The 18,378-nt window shown below is 54.6% G+C and carries 12 protein-coding genes; 3 read left to right on the top strand and 9 right to left on the bottom strand.

The genetic code is table 11. The annotated features are described in order from the left end of the window. Window positions 1-200: 200 nt before the first annotated feature. The 4 genes from SH528x_RS11510 to thiD all read right to left on the bottom strand — a co-directional run bounded on the left by SH528x_RS11510 (window position 201) and on the right by thiD (window position 4,388). Entirely contained in the window at window positions 201-1,196 is a 996-nt protein-coding gene (locus SH528x_RS11510) for an adenosine kinase (RefSeq protein WP_442510666.1), read from the bottom strand. Window positions 1,197-1,461: 265 nt separating this feature from the next. Continuing rightward, on the bottom strand, window positions 1,462-2,586 hold the full coding sequence (locus SH528x_RS11515; protein ID WP_442510667.1) for an NAD(P)/FAD-dependent oxidoreductase: 1,125 nt from the start codon (window positions 2,584-2,586) through the stop codon (window positions 1,462-1,464). After that, entirely contained in the window at window positions 2,583-3,344 is a 762-nt protein-coding gene (locus SH528x_RS11520) for a methyltransferase domain-containing protein (protein WP_442510668.1), read from the bottom strand. Before SH528x_RS11520 ends, SH528x_RS11515 begins: the two co-directional genes overlap by 4 nt. Before the next feature lie 273 nt (window positions 3,345-3,617). Beyond that, a complete protein-coding gene (thiD, locus tag SH528x_RS11525) occupies window positions 3,618-4,388 on the bottom strand; it encodes a bifunctional hydroxymethylpyrimidine kinase/phosphomethylpyrimidine kinase (protein WP_442510669.1) in 771 nt (256 codons plus the stop codon). 268 nt (window positions 4,389-4,656) lie between these two features. On the opposite strand from thiD, the gene SH528x_RS11530 reads away from it, so the two are divergent. Both SH528x_RS11530 and SH528x_RS11535 read left to right on the top strand, forming a co-directional pair. Next, the gene (locus SH528x_RS11530) at window positions 4,657-6,063 is read left to right on the top strand and encodes an L-serine ammonia-lyase (RefSeq protein ID WP_442510670.1); all 1,407 of its coding nucleotides are present in this window, start codon (window positions 4,657-4,659) and stop codon (window positions 6,061-6,063) included. A gap of 215 nt (window positions 6,064-6,278) precedes the next feature. Continuing rightward, window positions 6,279-7,868, top strand: a complete 1,590-nt coding sequence (locus SH528x_RS11535) for an aspartate:alanine exchanger family transporter (RefSeq protein WP_442510671.1) — start codon at window positions 6,279-6,281, stop codon at window positions 7,866-7,868. A 184-nt stretch (window positions 7,869-8,052) separates the two neighbouring features. Here the strand turns inward: SH528x_RS11535 and SH528x_RS11540 are convergent, their stop codons facing one another. The 3 genes from SH528x_RS11540 to SH528x_RS11550 all read right to left on the bottom strand — a co-directional run bounded on the left by SH528x_RS11540 (window position 8,053) and on the right by SH528x_RS11550 (window position 10,012). Next, window positions 8,053-8,256 carry a cold-shock protein gene (locus tag SH528x_RS11540; RefSeq protein ID WP_442510672.1) on the bottom strand — a complete coding sequence of 68 codons (204 nt, stop codon included), beginning with the start codon at window positions 8,254-8,256 and terminating at the stop codon, window positions 8,053-8,055. Window positions 8,257-8,424: 168 nt separating this feature from the next. Beyond that, complete coding sequence (locus tag SH528x_RS11545; protein ID WP_339941552.1) at window positions 8,425-8,556, bottom strand: hypothetical protein; 132 nt, start codon at window positions 8,554-8,556, stop codon at window positions 8,425-8,427. A 157-nt stretch (window positions 8,557-8,713) separates the two neighbouring features. After that, window positions 8,714-10,012, bottom strand: a complete 1,299-nt coding sequence (locus SH528x_RS11550; protein ID WP_442510673.1) for a DEAD/DEAH box helicase — start codon at window positions 10,010-10,012, stop codon at window positions 8,714-8,716. A gap of 630 nt (window positions 10,013-10,642) precedes the next feature. On the opposite strand from SH528x_RS11550, the gene SH528x_RS11555 reads away from it, so the two are divergent. Continuing rightward, on the top strand, window positions 10,643-11,578 hold the full coding sequence (locus SH528x_RS11555; RefSeq protein WP_442510674.1) for a histone deacetylase family protein: 936 nt from the start codon (window positions 10,643-10,645) through the stop codon (window positions 11,576-11,578). Window positions 11,579-11,728: 150 nt separating this feature from the next. Here the strand turns inward: SH528x_RS11555 and SH528x_RS11560 are convergent, their stop codons facing one another. Further along, window positions 11,729-14,443, bottom strand: a complete 2,715-nt coding sequence (locus SH528x_RS11560) for a bifunctional acetate--CoA ligase family protein/GNAT family N-acetyltransferase (RefSeq protein WP_442510675.1) — start codon at window positions 14,441-14,443, stop codon at window positions 11,729-11,731. Window positions 14,444-14,591: 148 nt separating this feature from the next. After that, complete coding sequence (locus tag SH528x_RS11565; protein ID WP_442512110.1) at window positions 14,592-16,904, bottom strand: mechanosensitive ion channel domain-containing protein; 2,313 nt, start codon at window positions 16,902-16,904, stop codon at window positions 14,592-14,594. Window positions 16,905-18,378 lie beyond the last annotated feature (1,474 nt).

Below are 18,378 nucleotides of genomic sequence, written 5' to 3' on the forward strand. Positions count from 1 at the left end.
GGGCATGTTTCCCGCAATATTGATGGGCCCGCGGCTAGCGCCGTCGGCTCACAAAAAGATCGACGTTTCACCGGTATATACCGAACGACTTGCCTAAGGGCCCACCCTTGACCTGCCGAAACTCTTGGCGAGTTTCGATACAGCAAATTTTGGGACGGAAAATTGTACGGCGGTAAAGTTTCGCGGGCGGGGTGACCGCGTTAGGCCAAGTCGCTCAGCGATTGGATTTCTTCCTTCGTAAACTTTCGTTCCAGTCGTGCGCCCATTTGGGATACGACTCGCGAGGATGCTTGCGAGGCCAGATGGCCTGCTTGCCGCCATGTCATTCCGTTGGTGATGCCGTACAAGAGCGCACCGGCGTACATGTCGCCAGCTCCGGTGGTGTCAATCGCTTTGACTTCGACGCCTTCGATCGGGAATGCTTCGCCACCGTGCATCACAATCGAGCCCTTAGGGCCGAGGGTCAATGCCACGTTTTCAGCGTGGTCATGAATCTTCGCAGCACAAGCAATCGGGTCCGCTTCTCCGGTCAAACTCTTTGCTTCTTCTTCATTGCAGAAGAACAAATCGACGGGCCCGGTGATCAGGTCCCAGATTTCGTCGCGGATCATGTTGACCAAGAAAGGATCCGATGCCGTGAACGCGACTTTCACGCCGTGCTGTTTGGCGATGTCCATCGCTCGGTATGCCGCCGCTTTGGTGGTTTCGCCCGTTAACAAGTAGCCTTCGATGTAGACGTACTTCGACGCCTTGATCAGCGACTCGTCGATATCGGACGATTGCAGCGTTGCCGAAGCGCCAAGGTTGGTCATCATCGAACGTTGGGCGTCGTCGGTGATCAATACGGCACACGTTCCGGTGGGCGATCCTTTGGCGGGCTCGACGTCCATCTTGACCCCCAATTCTCGCATGTCCTTGATAAAGAACTCGCCGACTTCGTCATCGCCAATTTTTGCGATAAACGCGCCCGTGCCGCCAAATTCAGCGAGTGCGACAATCGTGTTCGCAGCCGAACCGCCTGCACAACGATTCAAAGGTCGTCCATCGAGCCGACTCAAAACACTCGCTTGTCGTTGATCATCGACGAGCGTCATGATGCCCTTATCGATCGACAATTCGCTCAGAATCGAATCTTCCACTTGTGCTTGGACATCAACCAGTGCGTTCCCTACACCCAATACATCGTACGACGTCATTCGCTTTGCAGCCTTCAATTAACAGGTTTTCAATAGTGCGTTCACAGGCCCACAACTTAGTCAGAACGGGCGTCAGCGTGTAGAACCCTAGTGAAAACATCGCGTTTTACGCGGTTTTAACGGACGCTGCTCTGCTCGATCGCCAACTTTCGGGGGGAGGATCGCGATAGGATCAGGTGGGGCCAAGTTAAATGTGTAGCGAAACTCTTGGCGAGTTTCGCTACGGCGGGCGGCAGACACGGCGAGTTCTGGCAAATGCGACCCGCTAGGCTTTGTTCATGCTTCGCAGCAGCGGGGTCGCCAGACTTGGAAACAGGCGGAGTGTTCCGGCGGCGATGCGACACGCGGCCGGCGAACGCAGCGCCGTGGTGACGAAGCGGCAAGTCCGTTTTCGGCGTCGCAGCAAGGCCGCGAGTTTTTGGTCCCATACGTCGCCGACATCGCTTGAATCAGCAAGCTTCGACGCGATCAACTCTGCGGCGGCAATCCCCCCCTGCATGCCCCACGTCATCCCTTCACCGGTAAAGGGTTCGACGTAACCGGCCGCGTCCCCGATCGCCAAAACACGACCGTGCCCGGCGCGTCGTGATCGACGTAGCGGCGGCGTGGTCATCACGGGACTCAAATCCGAAAGCTCGATCGAGGCAAATTGGCTCGTCGCGAGTATCCGCTTTACCCGAGTGACCGGATCGCCACTCGTCAAAGTGGATTGCCCCGACTGAAGCGCCGCTGCTACATCGACACGTCCATCGGCAAGTTTGACGAGTCCAACGTAACCGTCTTGATTGCAAGCCATATAGATGACGCCGGGATCAACATCCTCCGACGAAGCCATCATTGAAATCCCAAAAGGTCCATGTGGGACTTCGGTCCAAGGCAACAAACCGCTGCAGTTGCCGGAGCGAAGTCCCGATGCCACCACCACACATGAATAGTCTTGCATCGTTGTTGTGTCGTTTTGATCGAGCTGAACTGAAACGACATCGTGTGAACTGCCTTTGATCGTGGCAGTACAGTTCATTGACACGGCGGCACCGGAGCGAACTGCGGCCTGCGTCATCAGCGGATCCAACACTTCGCGAGAGATCGCCACTCCGGCTGGGATCGACAACTCGATGCGTCGACCCGCGAGGGAACCACACCAACGCCGCGTTGGCATCCCGTGTTCCAACACCTCATCCCGAAGTCCCAGTTTCGAAAAGGCATTCAAGCCCGCTTCACCGATACAGCATCCGCACACCTTCGCACGTGGAAACGTGGTCTTTTCCACCAAATCCACTGCAACGCCGAGCGAACGCAAACGGATGGCACAAGCGGCGCCGGCCACACCACTGCCGATGACTAAAACCGGTGAACGAGACAACGACGCCAATGTCTTTTCGCCGTTCATACCGCGACACTCGAAACGGTTGGCACCATCGCGACGTTTACGATTGCAGGTAGCGGTTTCGCCACCGGTTTTTCGTAAGACGCGAGGAAGCGGCAGGGGAAGGCAGGGTGCATTTCAATCGTCCCCCCGAGAACACGTTGCGCTAGTGTTTGAAACTCGGCTTGCGTGTACGCCCCATGAACGCTGAGCACGCTATCGGTGTGAACAACCGGGGATCGCGACAAAGCTCGGCCGGCAAACGCGACCATTGCAAGGTTCATCCGAGACCGATGCAAGTCACAAATCAGAATGCTCGCATCTGTCGCGGCTTTCATCGAACGCAACATCGTCGCGACTTGTTCATCGTTCAAATGATGCATGAACAAGGAACTGGTAACGACATCGAAACTGCTAGGAAGTGGATGGGCAAGGCAATCCGCTTGAACCGATTGAACGTTTACCCCTGCTTCGGCGGCGCGTTGCTGTTGTGCATCCACTGCGACCTCGCTGACGTCGAGCATCGTAATTTCCATCTCGATGCCATCGCGACGGGCGCGTTTTGCCCAATAAATCGGAACATCGCCAGCACCGCTGGCCACATCCAGAATCCGCAGCGGTCGCTGAGCTGTCACATCGACACGTCGGCGTAAATGTCGATACATCAATCCGGCGACGCCCGTGTAGCGATTCAGACGCGATAATCCCTTTAGAGCTAATTCGTGTTGGTCCCGCGGCAGATGAGGATCATCCATCAATTCGTGCTGAAGATTCCGTTGCATATATAAAAACACCTATTTGGAAAGAACGTGAAGCAGGTCGTTCACTAGTTGCCGCTGAAAGGACGACCATACAGCAAGCCGACGGCGTTAGCCGCGGGCCGGTCAATAGTATAGGGAACATATCCGCGGCTAACGCTGTCGCCTCAGATCATTATGTCGAATGAATCATATTGGCCTGCTTAACACGAAAGGTTGTGCAAACCTTGGGCCAACGTAGATCCTTCGCAACGGCGGGAATTGTCCAACAACCATTTTTCTGTAGCAATCAGATGCTCACAACATCAGATTGAGTGGCCCCAATCCCTTGCCGAGCTTTGGTGCTGTGCGAATCGCCTCGATGATAAATCGCTTCGCGTGCTCGACCGCATCTATCAAGGGTTTGTTCTTGGCAAGACTTGCGGTGATTGCGGCGGAAAGAACGCATCCGCTGCCATGGGTGTTCTGAGTTGGGATTCGCTCGCCGCCGATGCGATGAAAACGATCGTCGGTGTACAGCAAATCGACTGATTCCTTTCCGATTTCCCCTCCTTTGAGCAACACATTTTTTGCACCCATCGCTTGGAGGATCTTGCAGGCTGCTTCCATTGATTCGATGTTTTCCACCGTGATGTTTGCCAACCGAGCGGCTTCCATCATATTAGGCGTGACCAGGAACGCATGAGGCAGCAGAAGTCGCCCGAGCACATCGACGGCATCATCGTCCAACAGCGGCACGCGATGTTTGCTGATCATGACGGGATCGACCACCAAAGGAAATTGAAACGAGGCGGCACGCTCGGCGATCGCTTCGATCATCGCAGCGTTTCCCAGGGCTCCTGTCTTGGCAGCGGTCGGCGGTATGTCGTCGAGCACGGCGTCTAACTGAGCCAGCACAAAGTCGGGCTTGATCATTTCGATGGCGTCAACGGTTTGTGTGTTTTGAACCGTCAACAAGGTCACCACACTGGTCCCGTAAACGCGATTGGCGTGAAACGTCTTTAGATCCGCTTGCAAGCCCGCCCCACCCGAAGGGTCCGAACCGGCGATAGTCAATGCAACGTGCAATGTGGAGGCCCTCGAAGTCAAGAGTTAATTAAAACCGTTATGTTAGAATAGAAGCGTGTCGAGTGCTTGATCAGTCGACGATGTTTTTGAAGGGCAAAACGTGGGCGATATCGCTGCGGATGACATTTGTCCCCGTCCGCTTACGCGTTAGCAGTTCACTCGTTCAACCGGCCGCTCTCTGTGGTTCTGATGGACTGCCTGCGACTTTTGCGTTGATGCCTGCTTAATTTCGCCGACACGTTTAATCTGTGAGTAAAGGACACGCACGATGATCAGTCTGTTTGATTTACTGAAAATTGGGATCGGCCCAAGCAGTTCACATACTGTGGGACCGATGATTGCGACTCAACGTTTCGTCAAAGAGCTTGACCAGACCGGTGAGGCGGAATCGGTGGCTCGTATTGTCATCGATCTGTATGGTTCGTTGGCATTGACGGGAAAGGGGCACCGCACCGACCGAGCGGCAGTTCTCGGACTGTGCGGCGAACATCCCCGCAGCGTTGATCCCGAATCGATCGACACATGTTTTGCCAAAATCCAATCCGAACGCGTTCTGCTTTGGCTGGGGAAACACTCGATAGATTTTGATATCGAGCGAGACCTGCTGTTTCATGGCGATACCTTTCTTCCCGAGCATCCCAATGGGATTCGTTGCACAGCGATGACAGGATCGGGCGAGACGATATTGGAAAAAACGTACCTGTCGGTTGGCGGCGGATTTGTGGTCGGGGATGATGAAATCGCCGACGCGGCCAATCCGCTCAGCCGTGACCGCGATGCTCCTTTTTCGTTTTGCAGCGCCGCCGAGTTGCTCAGTCAATGCGCCGAACACAAGCTGACGATCAGCGAATTGGTGCAACAGAACGAACTGACGTTCCGCAGTGCCGAGGAAATTGATCGCCAGCTGGATCAGATCTGGGACGCGATGAATCACAGCATCGAGATGGGATGTCAACATGAGGGTATCTTGCCAGGCGGTTTGAACATTCGGCGTCGGGCTCCGGGGATCTTCAAAAAATTGTCGGGAATTTCGCCGGTCGAGGGACAGCTCGAGTTGCCAAAGGGCGGCATCGACCCTCTCGTCCACATCGACTGGGTGACTCTGTTTGCTCTCGCGGTGAACGAGGAAAACGCCGCCGGAGGACGTGTCGTGACGGCCCCGACCAACGGAGCGGCCGGTGTGATTCCGGCCGTATTGGCCTTTTTCGCTCGCTTCGATCCCAGCGTTGATCGACAGGCGATTTACACATTTTTGAGAACGGCGTCGGCGATCGGCATGCTCTATAAACGCAATGCTTCACTGTCGGCTGCGGAAATGGGATGCCAGGGCGAAGTAGGCGTTGCTTGTTCGATGGCCGCTGCGGGATTGGCTGCCGTGATGGGGGGGACCCCGGCTCAAATCGAAAACGCTGCGGAAATCGGCATGGAACACAATCTTGGTCTGACCTGCGACCCTGTCGCGGGGTTGGTCCAGGTCCCCTGCATTGAACGGAATGCGATGGGCGCCGTCAAAGCGATCAACGCTGCCCGGCTCGCGGTGCTGTACGGGAACGGTGAACACTGTGTTTCGCTGGACAAAGTGATCGAGACGATGCGGCAAACCGGAGTGGACATGCAATCGAAATACAAAGAGACGAGCCTTGGTGGTTTAGCGGTCAACGTCATCAATTGTTAAGTCAGGTCGGCATGGGAATGTTTTGGCTGCGACAATTGCGACATTCTTGGATTGAGGCGGTAGAAGTCGTTTGAGTCGTGTTCGGTTCGCTACCCTTGGGTTGGGGACTGGGGCGACTAGCCTTCCGACGATGTTCTTGGCGTCGCAAAAAAACGATCAATCAGTTAGAAACAGCCGCTGATTTGTATTTTGTTTTCGGCTAGGAAGGCACCCAAATGTCCCCGCTTGTTATTCTGCTTTGTCTTATTGCGGCCGGTCTGTTTATTGGCCGTTTGTCAATTCTAGGGATCTCGTTTGGAACCTCGGCAATTCTGTTTGTCGCTTTGCTCGCTGGCCACTTTGGCTGGACAATCCCCGATGGTTTCGGGACGCTGGGTTTAGCCCTTTTCGTCTACTGTGTCGGCATCTCTGCCGGGCCAACCTTTTTTCGTGGATTGGCATCGCGAGGCAAGGTGATGGCGAGTCTCGGCGCGACGATTGTCGCCACCGGCGTGACGGTAACATGGTGCTGTGCCAAGCTTTTGGGCCTGCCCGCGGAATTGGCAGGCGGGTTGATGGCCGGGGCGATGACCAGCACTCCGGCGCTCGGAGCGATCAGTGAATCGGTCGAGGATCCCTCAGCCGTCGCGGTCGGATTCGGGGTCGCTTACCCGATCGGAATCATTTCTGTCGTCTTATTTGTGCAGCTCGCATTCAAATGGGCCTCGCCTGAGTCCATTGCTCCCTCGCCCTCGAGCAGTGATCCCAATGAGACGCAAGATTCATCGATCCAGCGTCGATTGGTTGAAATCGTGAACCCCGGAATCGTGGGGAAGCGGCCCAGTCAAATCGAAGTGCTCTCGGATTCCCGTTGCCAAATTTCGCGGGTCTTGGTCGAGTCGAGATGGACACCGACGCCACCCGGTTATGAATTCGCCATCGGTGATCGAGTCATGCTGCTTGGCGAGTACTCCGAGATTGCTCGCGTCGCCGAAACGCTCGGGGTGTTGCATGAAGGGGAAAATGCCGTGCTCGATGCAGACCACGAACGCAAAACCGTCGTGGTCACCTCGCCGGAGATCTACGGGCATACGCTTAAGTCATTGAAGCTCCGCTCACGCTACGGCGTCACGGTCGCGAGAATTCGCCGTTATGAAATCGAATTTGTCCCTTCCTCACAAACCCAAATTTTATTCGGCGATCGTTTAACGTTGGTCGGTGAGCCTGCAAACCTTGCCAAAATCGAGCCGATCGTTGGGCATCGACCTCGTACGCTAAACGAGACCGACTTGCTTTCGGTCGTGATTGGAATCGCCATCGGAATTTTCGTGGGGCATGCCGAATTGGATTTAGAGGGACTCACGATTTCACTTGGGATCGCCGGAGGTCCACTGATGGTCGGATTGTTGCTAGGCCATTTTCGCAGGATCGGGCCGATTCGCGGCAACTTTCCTCCTGCGGCAATGTTGTTGATGACCGAAACCGGGTTGGCACTGTTTTTAGCGGATGCCGGAATCAAAGCGGGCAAAAACGTGGGCCCCGTCCTAGCGGAACATGGATTGGTGCTCTGTTTCGCGGCACTCGCGATCGTTTGCTTTCCGTTGCTTGTCGGCTATTGCATGGCGAGATTCGTTTTTGGTTTGTCGCTGCTGCAGAATCTCGGAGCCACATGCGGCGGGATGACCTCGACACCTGGGCTGGCGGTTTTGACAGGTGCGACCGAATCAAGCCAGCCGGTGACCAGTTACGTCGCGGCGTATCCGGTTGCCTTGGTATTGATCACGATTCTTGCCCCGATGTTGGTCGAGATTTTGAGCTGGATGTAGCGAAAGTCGCTCAAGGCTTTCGCGTCCCAATCATGTGTGACCCAATCATGCGTGAGCAATGATGTGGGAGAAACGCTTGCCGTTTTTCCCCGACGACAGCACTGATAAAAACATCAGCGCATAAAAAACACCGAGAGTTTTAAGGCTCTCAGTGCTTATGTTAGAAATCGATTAGATCGATTAATTAGTCTTCAAGTAGTTGTACGTTTTCAGCACGAGGGCCTTTCGGTCCGCTGCCCACGTTGTACGAAACGAGTTGACCTTCTCGTAGGTCGTCATAGTTGATTCCTTCCAGTGCCGAACTGTGAAAGAACATGTCGCTACCCGAGTCAGTTTCAATGAAACCAAATCCCTTGTCGGTAACTCGCTTGATTTTGCCTTCAGCCATCTCTTCTCTTCCAATACTCTCAAAACAATTGTGCCGTTTTCAGTCACGAGAAACGTTCTCGCGAATCGAACTGCACCGAGGTCTACGATAACGACTCCGTCCTCGTAGGTAATAAACCATCCTTAGGCGGGGTCGATTATATCAAAACAATTCGTGTGTTGTTGAACTTTAAACGTCGTTATCCAAATCTTCTTCGGATTCTTCGTCAATTGCAACGACGGGAACAACGCCGTTTTCCTGATCTAGCTTGCGCTGTGCACGTCGGTTCAGCTTTTCCTGAGCCTTGTACTTCTTTTCCATCTCGCGTTGTCGCTTAGCGAAGGTATTTTGGTTCTTTGCGATAGTCTCTCTCCAAAAAGGGATCGTTCTGTCGTAGTGCCTTAACCACGCGAGTTAAAGGCGAATCGCTTCGTTTTTTCTAGTTTGTGCCGCCGTTAGACGGACTTTTGTGCAAAACCTAGTTAATTTGTTTTGCGCGTTGTTTACGTCTTGGGCGGCGACTTCCATCATTGCCGGCCGCAGCACCGTAGGTACTGCCGCGGTTGGTTCGGCCGCCACCGCGATAGGGTGCTCGGCGTGCACCGCCGCCCTGTTTTGGCTTGGCCGCATTCGGATCGCGGGGTTGCTGTGGCGGTTGGTTAGGTGCCAGCGGCAATTTTATACCGACAAATTTCTCGATTTCCCGCAGTTCGCCTCGTTCGGCATCACTGCAGAATGAAATCGCGATCCCTTCAGCACCTGCTCGCCCGGTTCGCCCAATGCGGTGAACATAGCTTTCAGGTTCGTTGGGAATGTCGTAATTGAACACGTGCGATACGCCATCAATGTCGATTCCGCGAGCCGCGACGTCGGTCGCAACAAGGACTTGAACCTTATTGCGTCGGAACGCTTCGAGTGCACGTTGCCGAGCACTCTGTGATTTGTTGCCGTGAATAGCGACCGCTTTGAATCCGTTGCGATCCAATTTTTCCGCCAATACGTTTGCGCCACGCTTCGTGCGAGTAAAGACAATTGCACGATCCGCTTTCTCGTCGACCAAAATCTTTTCCAACAAGTTCAGCTTTCCGCCCTTTTCGACGAAGTACAGTTGTTGGGCAATGCGTTCGACGCTGGTGACCTTGGGCGTCACATTCACGGTGACCGGGTCACGCAACAAACTTCGAGATAGATCGGTGATCTTCGGTGGCATTGTAGCGGAGAAAAACAGCGATTGGCGACGCTGCGGCAGCTCGCTGATGATGCGGCGAAGTGCGGGCAAAAAGCCCATGTCGAGCATCCGGTCGGCTTCGTCGAGTACGAACATTTCGAGCCGGCCAAGATCAATGTGGCCTTGGTCCATCAAATCAATCAAACGACCCGGAGTAGCAACCAAGATATGGGCACCCCGGTTCAGAGCGCGGACTTGGTTGCCTTGGCTAACGCCACCGTAAACCAACACTTGGCGTAAACGGAGATGTTTGCCGTAGGTGGCAAAGCTTTCCCCGATTTGGATCGCAAGCTCACGCGTCGGAGCGAGCACGAGGACCAAAGGTCGATTAGGAGTCGCTTTGCGATGCTCGCCACCGATCTGGTTCAGAATCGGCAGAGCAAACGCAGCCGTTTTTCCAGTACCCGTTTGGGCACAGCCAAGGACGTCGCGTCCTTCGAGTGCTGCGGGAATGGTTTGAGCTTGAATGGGGGTTGGCGTGGTGTACTTCTCGTCGGAAATTGCGCGTTTCAGGGGAGCAATCAAATCGAGTTCGTCAAAAGTCTTCAAAAAAGTTTTCCTAGGAAGATTGTTTTTGGGGATCCATCGACGCCTCACTGCCTACCCACACGTCGCGGAACAGGCTCGACCCACACTCGGCATTTGATGCAACCGCGTCGGTCTAAAAGGGGGGGATGGAGTAATCGTTGTGTTAGAATCCGCGAGTCTTAACCCCACTTCCAAAACAGGAACGCGAAAGTACAGACAGTTGGAAACGTTTGACCGCCCGGGAGGGCGATAACTCTGGACAAACAAGAAAGTCACAGAATCCGGAGCGCCGAATCGTCGACGCCGGCAGCTTTCCAGAGCGGTTAACACAACCGATAGTTGGCAGCAATATTGTGCGGCGAATGTGCCGGCACCCATTTTACGGGGTAGCAAGAGGGTCCAACTCTGCAATCAGAAATCCCGTTTGGCCGAAAAACGCTTCTGTTTCAAGAAAGACTCCCGGAATCATAAAACTCCGCTCTCACTCGAAAAATCAACGTTACTCGCTTATTTTCGACCATCATCCCCAGTAAATCTTTACGAAACACAGGGGTTTCAGTGCGAAGTGTACTCACCTATCACTGGTAAGCCAAGTGACAATCCAAAGATTCTCAGTGCATAATGGGTGCACGCGAAGGGATCCTAAGGCTTATGACACTACTTTATTACGACTATCTGTTTCAGGAACACGAAACCGGCGAGCATCCCGAGAATCCAGGACGGCTCGCAGCGGTAATGCGGCAGTTGAGTTTTTTAGGGCTCGATGCCCATTGTACGCGGCCCGCGTGGGAGCCGGCGGCGATGGAACAGCTCAGGCTAGTGCACACCGCCAACCATATTCAGGCGGTTCGGAGTTTAGCCGAAAGTGGGGGTGGGGCAATTGACGAAGACACCGTCGTCAGCCCGCGGTCCTACGATGTTGCGACGCTGGGCGCCGGTGCGGTCGCCGATGCCGTGCGGCGTGTGATTCTTGGCGAAGACAAAAACGCATTTTGTCTGATCCGACCTCCGGGCCATCATGCCACGTCCGACCAAGCGATGGGATTCTGCTTGTTCAACAACATCGCCATCGGCGCCCGGGTGGCGACCCAAACCATGGGGCTCGAGCGGGTCATGATCGTGGACTTTGACGTTCACCACGGTAATGGGACTCAAGATATCTTCTATGCGGATCCTCAAGTCGGTTTTCTGTCGATGCACCGATCCCCGCTTTATCCCTACAGCGGAACGGAGGACGAAACCGGCTTGGGCGAAGCGATTGGCATGAACGTCAACTTGCCGATCGAATTTGGAACCTCGCCCGAAATCCAGCGTCAGAAGTTCCGCGATGCAATGTTTAGTCTTGCGGAAAAAATTTCGCCACAATTGCTATTGGTCAGTGCCGGGTTCGACAGCCATCGACTCGACCCCGTTGGTTCGCTCGGCCTGTCAAGCGAAGACTTTACCTTGATCACCGAAGACATCATGGCGGTTGCCAAACAATACACTGGCGAACGCATCGTCAGCGTTCTGGAGGGAGGCTACAACCCACACGCGTTAGCCGAAAGCGTCAGCAATCACTTAGAGACGTTAATGGAAGAAAACTAAGTTCGTCTTTCGAAAATTTTGCAATGTACACATCGCTTGCGAGTCGCGATGTAGAACAATTGTCTCAATTGTTTGTTCTTTTTTGAGGCAATTGCGTTGGCGGAACAATTGAGACAATGGTTCTACAATAGGCGAAAGTACGCGATACAATTACAGCTCTTTCTTGGCGACCACAACGTCCGAGGCGATGAGCCGATTAAGTGTAAAGCCTCGTTTAGTAAACATGTCCAGCATCCGGCGGTTTTGCGGGGCAATTTCTGCAACGATTCGTTTCAATTGCATTTGTTGGCCAATCTGCAAACAGTAGTCCATCAATGCGGCACCTAGGCCACATCCTTGCCAAGCGTCGCCCACCAGAACCGCAAATTCGGCGTCTTGATGGTCCGCATCGGCCACTAAGCGTCCAACGCCGGCCAACATCTTGCGTCCGTCGCGATCCAGCTCGGCCACAATCGCAATCTCGCGATCGTAATCGTTGAAACAGAAGCGTGAAGCCAAGTCGTGCGTCGCCGATCGAAACATGTAACGGAAACGCATTTGGATCGACTCCGCCGAACAGCCCGCAATCAATTCACACCACATCGGTTCGTCTTCGGGCTGAATCGCTCGCAGCAAAACATCGGTGCCATCAGGAAGTTTCAAGGGGCGAGTGTACTGAGTCGGGTAGGGACAAATCGCGAGGTGGGAATAAGGCGAACGTGGATGCAACACGGCATCACGCTGGAACGCAATTCTCGCATCCAACGCGATCACTTCGGTCGGTGTCGCCAACAACGGATTAACGTCCAATTCCATGATTTCCGGGGCATCGGCCACCAGGTAGCTGATCCGCATCAGCACTTCGATCAAGCGATCGAGATCCACGGGGGCTTGGCCCCGATAAGCACCCAACAGCGGCCAAGCACGCAGCGACTCGAGCATCCGCCGCGCCAGTCGCTCGCTCAGTGGCGGCAGCTCAAAGGTTCGGTCCCACAGCAATTCGGTCGCGGTGCCTCCTAATCCTACCATCAGCACACTGCCAAACACCGGCCCTTGCTTTGCGCCGACAAATAGCTCTCGCCCCAACGGGCCAACCATCATTCGTTGGATCGTAACTCCCTCGATCCTCGCGTCAGGCCGCAGTTGCTTGGCTTGTGCCATGATTTGGTCATACGCCTTGGCCACGGCATTGCGGTCAATCAAATTTAACGCAACTCCACCCACATCACTTTTATGCACAATCGAAGGTGAGTGGATTTTCATTACCACCGGGTAACCGATCTGGTCGGCAATCTGAATTGCCGTTGCTTGGTCACCCGCAGGAATGGTTTTGCAGACCGGAATTCCGTACGCGTCGAGCATCGTTTTTGAATCATTTTCCGACAGCGTTTCATAAACATTTGACCCGCTATCACAGGCCGCAGTTCGCTCGCGGAAGATTGTTTGCAAACGCTCACGATCGATCTGAAATCCAATCGGCACTGAACGAGGCGTCTCGTACAACATGCTTCGATTACGAGCGTACTGGACCAAGTACATGAACGACGCGACCGCTTTTTCCGGCGTCGCATACGTGGGAACGCCGGCTTGTCTCAATTGCTCGATCCCTGCTTGCACTCGCAACCCGCCCAACCATGTCGTGAGCACCGGTTTGCGTGATCGCTTGACCGCTTCGATTACAGCGTTTGCGGTGTCCAGCGGCAGGGTCCAGATCTGGGGCGCCAAAATCACCAGCACGCCATCGACGTTTTTGTCAGCGAGTGCAACCGCGACCGCATCGCCAAAACGCGAAGCATCCGCGTCACTCAGAACGTCGATCGGGTTTCCGTGAGACCAAGCCGCAGGCAACAAAGCATCGAGTTTCTCGAGACTCGTCTCGCTCAACTCAGCCAGCGTTCCATTGCGGTGCAGCAGCGCATCGGTTGCCATCACTCCTGGTCCGCCGGCATTCGTGACGATCGCAAGCCGAGGCCCCTCGGGCGTTTCCTGACCCGCCAGCAATTCAGCACAATCGAATAGATCCGCCAGCTCCCAAACGCGGACGGCACCGGCGCGAGTCAGTGCGGCTTCGTAGGCGTTGTCCGATCCGATCATTGCACCCGTGTGTGTCGCGGCCGCCTTTTGTGATTCGTCAAAACGGCCAGCCTTGTACACAATGATCGGCTTGTTACGCGTGAATGCGCGAGCAGCGGACATGAATTGGCGAGCGTGCGGAATGGATTCCACATACAAAATGATCGAATCAGTCCATCGATCCTGGGCGAGATAGTCGATCAGGTCGGCGACACCGACATCCAGCATGTTGCCAATGGAGACAAAATGGGAAAAGCCAATGCCTTCTTTGGCCGCCCAATCGAGCACCGAGGCGCACAGTGCTCCGGACTGGGATATGAACGCGACCCGTCCACGTGTCGCAACATCGGCAGCAAAACTGGCGTTCAGTTGATGGTAGGGTGACATCAAACCGAGCGAGTTGGGGCCAATGATTCGCATGCCTTCAAAGCACTTGGCCGTTTTTCGGATCTCGGCCTCGATTTGTTCGCCCTGGCTGCCCACTTCGCGAAAACCGGCCGACAGAATCACGATTCCCAACACACCCGCTTCACCGCACTGCTGCACGACGTTGGGCACGCTGGCCGCGGGCGTGCAGATGATGGCAAGATCGACTTTGGCACCACCATCGGCGACAACGTCACCTAGCGAGGGATAGCAGCGATGCCCCTCGAGTTCCTTGTAATTTGCATTGACCGGGTAGATATCCCCCGCGAACTCCCCCGCTATCAAATTCCGCAGCGCTCGCTGGCCCACACTTTCGTCACGGTTGCTGGCGCCGATGACAGCGACACTTTTGGGTTTAAAGATTTTATCGAGGTTACGCGTCGGCATCTGAAAAGTTCCTTGCCGTTGGGAATTGGGGATTCGCAATCACGACCATCAGGTGTGTTGCCAAGTCGCCATTTTCGCTAACTGAGATTCGTTTCAGTGTAGCAAACGAGCCGCGATTCCGTGAGGCACTCGATCGCAAGCGGACCGCTTACGCCGAACGTTTGCGAGTGCGACTGCTGCGAGATCGATAGTCGCCGGTGAGCAAATCTTCTTCGCTCGCTTCACGCATCGCAGGTTGCGTGGGCTGGGTCGCCACGAGCAATTCTTTCTCACGCAAGAATTGTTTGACAATCTTCAACAGCGAATCGCGGAAGCGTGATGGATCTTGGCCTTCTTCGATCCACGCCCGAACTTCGATTCGCTGCGAAGTTTTGCCAACGCAAACCAATGTCGCTTGTGGGGCCGGCGTCAGCAGCACGTCCGGTTGATCGATCACCAACTCTTGTAAAGTCCGACAAATGTCCGCAGGCCGTTCATCTCGATTGACCGCGACTTCGATCGGAATCACGTTCAAGCGCCCCGCGCCCATCCAGTTGACGACATCTTCGCTGACAAAATTCTTGTTCGGAATGATGACCTCGCGGCCTTCGTCGTCCGACAATACCGTGGTTCGAAATTTTTGTGCCGCCACACGACCGGTGACACGTCCAACAGTGATCAAGTCGCCCAGTCGTGCCGGTTTCTCGAACAACACGATCAGGCCGCCGAACAGGTTTCGCACCATGTCTTGCAGCCCGAATCCTAAACCAATCGTCAGCCCGACGGCTAACCACTGGATCGTGTGCCAGCGTACGCCCACCCACTGGCTGGCGACCAAGGCACCGATTCCAAACAACAAACAACGTCCGAGCACCAACGTAAAATGCTCCATCCCTTCGTCGAACGAAACGCGCTGCAGCACCAACGCATCGAATAGTGCCGGCAGCAACTTGGCTAACTGGAACGCGACAAATAAGGTTGCTGCGGCGAGCAGCAGATGAAGCGCCGTGATCGGCGTGTTTTCCACGACCGAGCTTGTCACGGTTTCACCCGCGGCATTCAGCGACGATACCTTCACCGTGTCTTGCACCGTCCAGACGACGGGATTGCCCATGCGGACATTGGGAAAAACGTCAATCCACAGCCAACCAAAACAAACGATCGCTCCGATCACCAATGCACATTGACAAAGGAATGCTAGATGATGTTTTAGTTCCAAGAAATGTTCGCCCAACACTCCGGTCACCTGCGACCCGGCGGTGGTCCCGGTGGGGACGCGACCGTATTCGTCGTATTGTTGCGGTGCAGCGGTTCCTGTCAGCATCTGCCAAACATGTGCCGAGGCAATTTTTATGCCGGACCATAATGTTGCTGCAATCATCAAACTGACCAGCGTAATGATCGCTCTCTGAACGAACTCGTTCGCGGTGTATCCGTAACCCAACGAGGAAAGAGCGACCATCGCTAGCGGGAATCCAACGCCAGCGATGTAGATCACAAATCGCACTCGATGAATGACACTGCCGCCGAACTTGGCGATGAACGGTTCGAGAAAACCGCCAGTCGGTCGTAGCGAAAGGTGAGCGGTCCAGGCCACCACGAGCATGGTCGCGATAAATCCGAATCGGGCAACCGAGTCTCGCCACAAGCCGTGGTCCAGCAAACTCATTAGCGTCACGACGTAGGCGGCTAAAACCAAGCCGAAACCGATTAACACCAAATACGCGGTCGCACGTTCGCGACCTGGCAATTCGATCGCGACGTATTTGTCGATGTATCCATAGCTGCGAAGCAATTGCCGCGGCACTTCGACCATCAACGCCACCAAGCTCGCCGCATAGAACCCGCTCGATGTTTGCAGCGTTAGTTCGGACACAATGCCGGTGCCCAACCATCGCGCGATCACGTACAAGAGCGTTGGAAACGCGGCAGCGACGAGCGTGGTGAGCACAGCGGTCGCCAGTTTGCGTGAATCCGGCGTCGCGTCTCGCATTCGTTTTCGGCTGCCAATGTCGATCAGCCATGATTTCGTTCGCCACCGCGTCACAAAAATCAAGACAATCCAAACCAACAAACCGATGCTACTGACCGGATTGGCTTGCCATTTTTGCTTGATCGAATAACCCAATTCGCTACTGCGGCGAAAATCGAACAACGCTCCCAAACCGTCTCCCAAATTTCGCACATCATCAAGACCGATCGGATCGCCGCTGCGAATCCAAGTAACGTGACGATCGATCAGTTTGCGGTACTGGTTCGTTAGTGTCACCGATTCGGTAGTCTTCGAATCGAGCTCGCCTAATTTTCGTTGATAGTCTTGGTAGCCTGTACCAAGCACGGTCAACCACTGCTGGCGTTGCTGTAGCAAACTCCGCACCTGGGATGCGACCACCACACTTTGCACGCTGGACGAATCTAAGCCGGCTGCGGCCAGGATCTCGTCGGTCTGCGAGTTGACACTGGCGCCGTCAAAACGGACCATTTCAAGTTCAAGCTGTTGCTGACGCGAACGTCCGAGTTCTTCGGTGACAAACAACGTGACTGAATCGTTGACCTGCCATGCGTCGAGCTGTTCCTTTTTGTGTCGCAGCAGCAAACCAACCGTCGGCGTTAGGCCGTAATGATCAAGCTTGGTGCGAATATCCTGATAATCACGCGTGGTTGAGTTCAGTTTGCTGACCAACTTGTCAACCCGATCCGACAACGATTGGTACGCTTCGGCGAGTTCTGTCCACTGATCGACAAAGTTCGCATTCTCTTCGGCGATTTTTGCAGCGACATTCGGAGCCGACTGAGCCATCCTGCGGAACTGGGACGCTGTGTCTCGAGCTGCTTGGATTTGCGCCGGAGCGTACATCGAGATAGGCTCGATGTCACGCCATCCCGAACTGCCTGCGGCGACATAGGGACGCTGTGAATTGGAATTCAGGGCCCCCGAGCTCAGAGATCCAGTGCTGGCCAAACGAGTGACAGCGTCGCGTTGGCTGTTTAGATCCGAGTTGCGTGCTGGCAATCGCGGCGCAGTCGTGTCAAAGGCGTTTTGAGAAACGCTGGGCTGTTGGGGAAATGTCGAAAACGACGATCGTGAAGATGACGCAGTAGTCGAAGCGGACGTGGATTCAAAGTTTGATTGCGGAGCGGTGTATCGGTTCTGCTCGGACAGATCGCGGCGATCCGTCGTTGAATACACGTTGTTGGGCGAAACGATTCGTTTGTTTTGGTTTCCGACGACCTGGGACTGTGCGGGATAGCTACCGCTGGGGTACGTCGTCGACGGATAGCTAGTGACCGGATAACTCGACGCAGGAAAGTTCGACGCAGGATAGCTGGTAGTCGGATACGAATGCGACGAGGGATACGAGTGGGGATAGATGATGTTTTGGGCAGCGGATCGGTTGCCCGAAAATGCTATCAACACCATCGTCGCCACAAGCAATTTGAAGATGACGAATCGCGTGCCGAACATCATGATGAAACTGTTATGAATAGAGGATTTCGAACGACCGCCGGCAAATAAAGTGGATTGGCAGATTTGCAAAGGGGATCCGAAAACACGAAACGCCACGAAATCATGCCTCCGCGCAAGCGGGCATGCTTTGAAATACGCAAAATGCCCGTTTCGCTCTACACCGATCGTGTTTCACGGGCCAAAAAGAGACGGTTTTCCAAGAAAACCAGCTTTGCAGAGTGTCGTTGATCGCTCCCGCGATCCAATTGCAGAGTGTCGATGATCGCTCCGGCGATCAGCTTGGAGAAAGTCGTTAATCGCTCCCGCGATCAAAACGCGACTTCGCACCGCTCCCGGCCACCGCCGATCCTGAGCATTGAACAGACACCTAAACGCCTATTCTGCGAGTGCGAATTCTGCGAGTGCGTCGCGACGCGGCAAGCGAGAAAACCATCTTCGATCGTTCTGTGAGAGTTCTACGCTGGGCGTTCTCGTTTCCTCCAATCTC

The organism is Novipirellula methanifontis (genome assembly GCF_052161655.1).
GTDB lineage: Bacteria > Planctomycetota > Planctomycetia > Pirellulales > Pirellulaceae > Novipirellula.

Bases quoted from the DNA above. Each gene is read 5' to 3' on its own strand.
- SH528x_RS11515 (WP_442510667.1), bottom strand. From the start codon at position 2,586: ATGAACGGCGAAAAGACATTGGCGTCGTTGTCTCGTTCACCGGTTTTA.
- SH528x_RS11555 (WP_442510674.1), top strand. From the start codon at position 10,643: ATGACACTACTTTATTACGACTATCTGTTTCAGGAACACGAAACCGGC.
- SH528x_RS11520 (WP_442510668.1), bottom strand. From the start codon at position 3,344: ATGCAACGGAATCTTCAGCACGAATTGATGGATGATCCTCATCTGCCG.
- SH528x_RS11540 (WP_442510672.1), bottom strand. From the start codon at position 8,256: ATGGCTGAAGGCAAAATCAAGCGAGTTACCGACAAGGGATTTGGTTTC.
- SH528x_RS11545 (WP_339941552.1), bottom strand. From the start codon at position 8,556: ATGGAAAAGAAGTACAAGGCTCAGGAAAAGCTGAACCGACGTGCACAG.
- SH528x_RS11510 (WP_442510666.1), bottom strand. From the start codon at position 1,196: ATGACGTCGTACGATGTATTGGGTGTAGGGAACGCACTGGTTGATGTC.
- SH528x_RS11565 (WP_442512110.1), bottom strand. From the start codon at position 16,904: ATGGTCCGTTTTGACGGCGCCAGTGTCAACTCGCAGACCGACGAGATC.
- SH528x_RS11560 (WP_442510675.1), bottom strand. From the start codon at position 14,443: ATGCCGACGCGTAACCTCGATAAAATCTTTAAACCCAAAAGTGTCGCT.
- SH528x_RS11535 (WP_442510671.1), top strand. From the start codon at position 6,279: ATGTCCCCGCTTGTTATTCTGCTTTGTCTTATTGCGGCCGGTCTGTTT.
- SH528x_RS11530 (WP_442510670.1), top strand. From the start codon at position 4,657: ATGATCAGTCTGTTTGATTTACTGAAAATTGGGATCGGCCCAAGCAGT.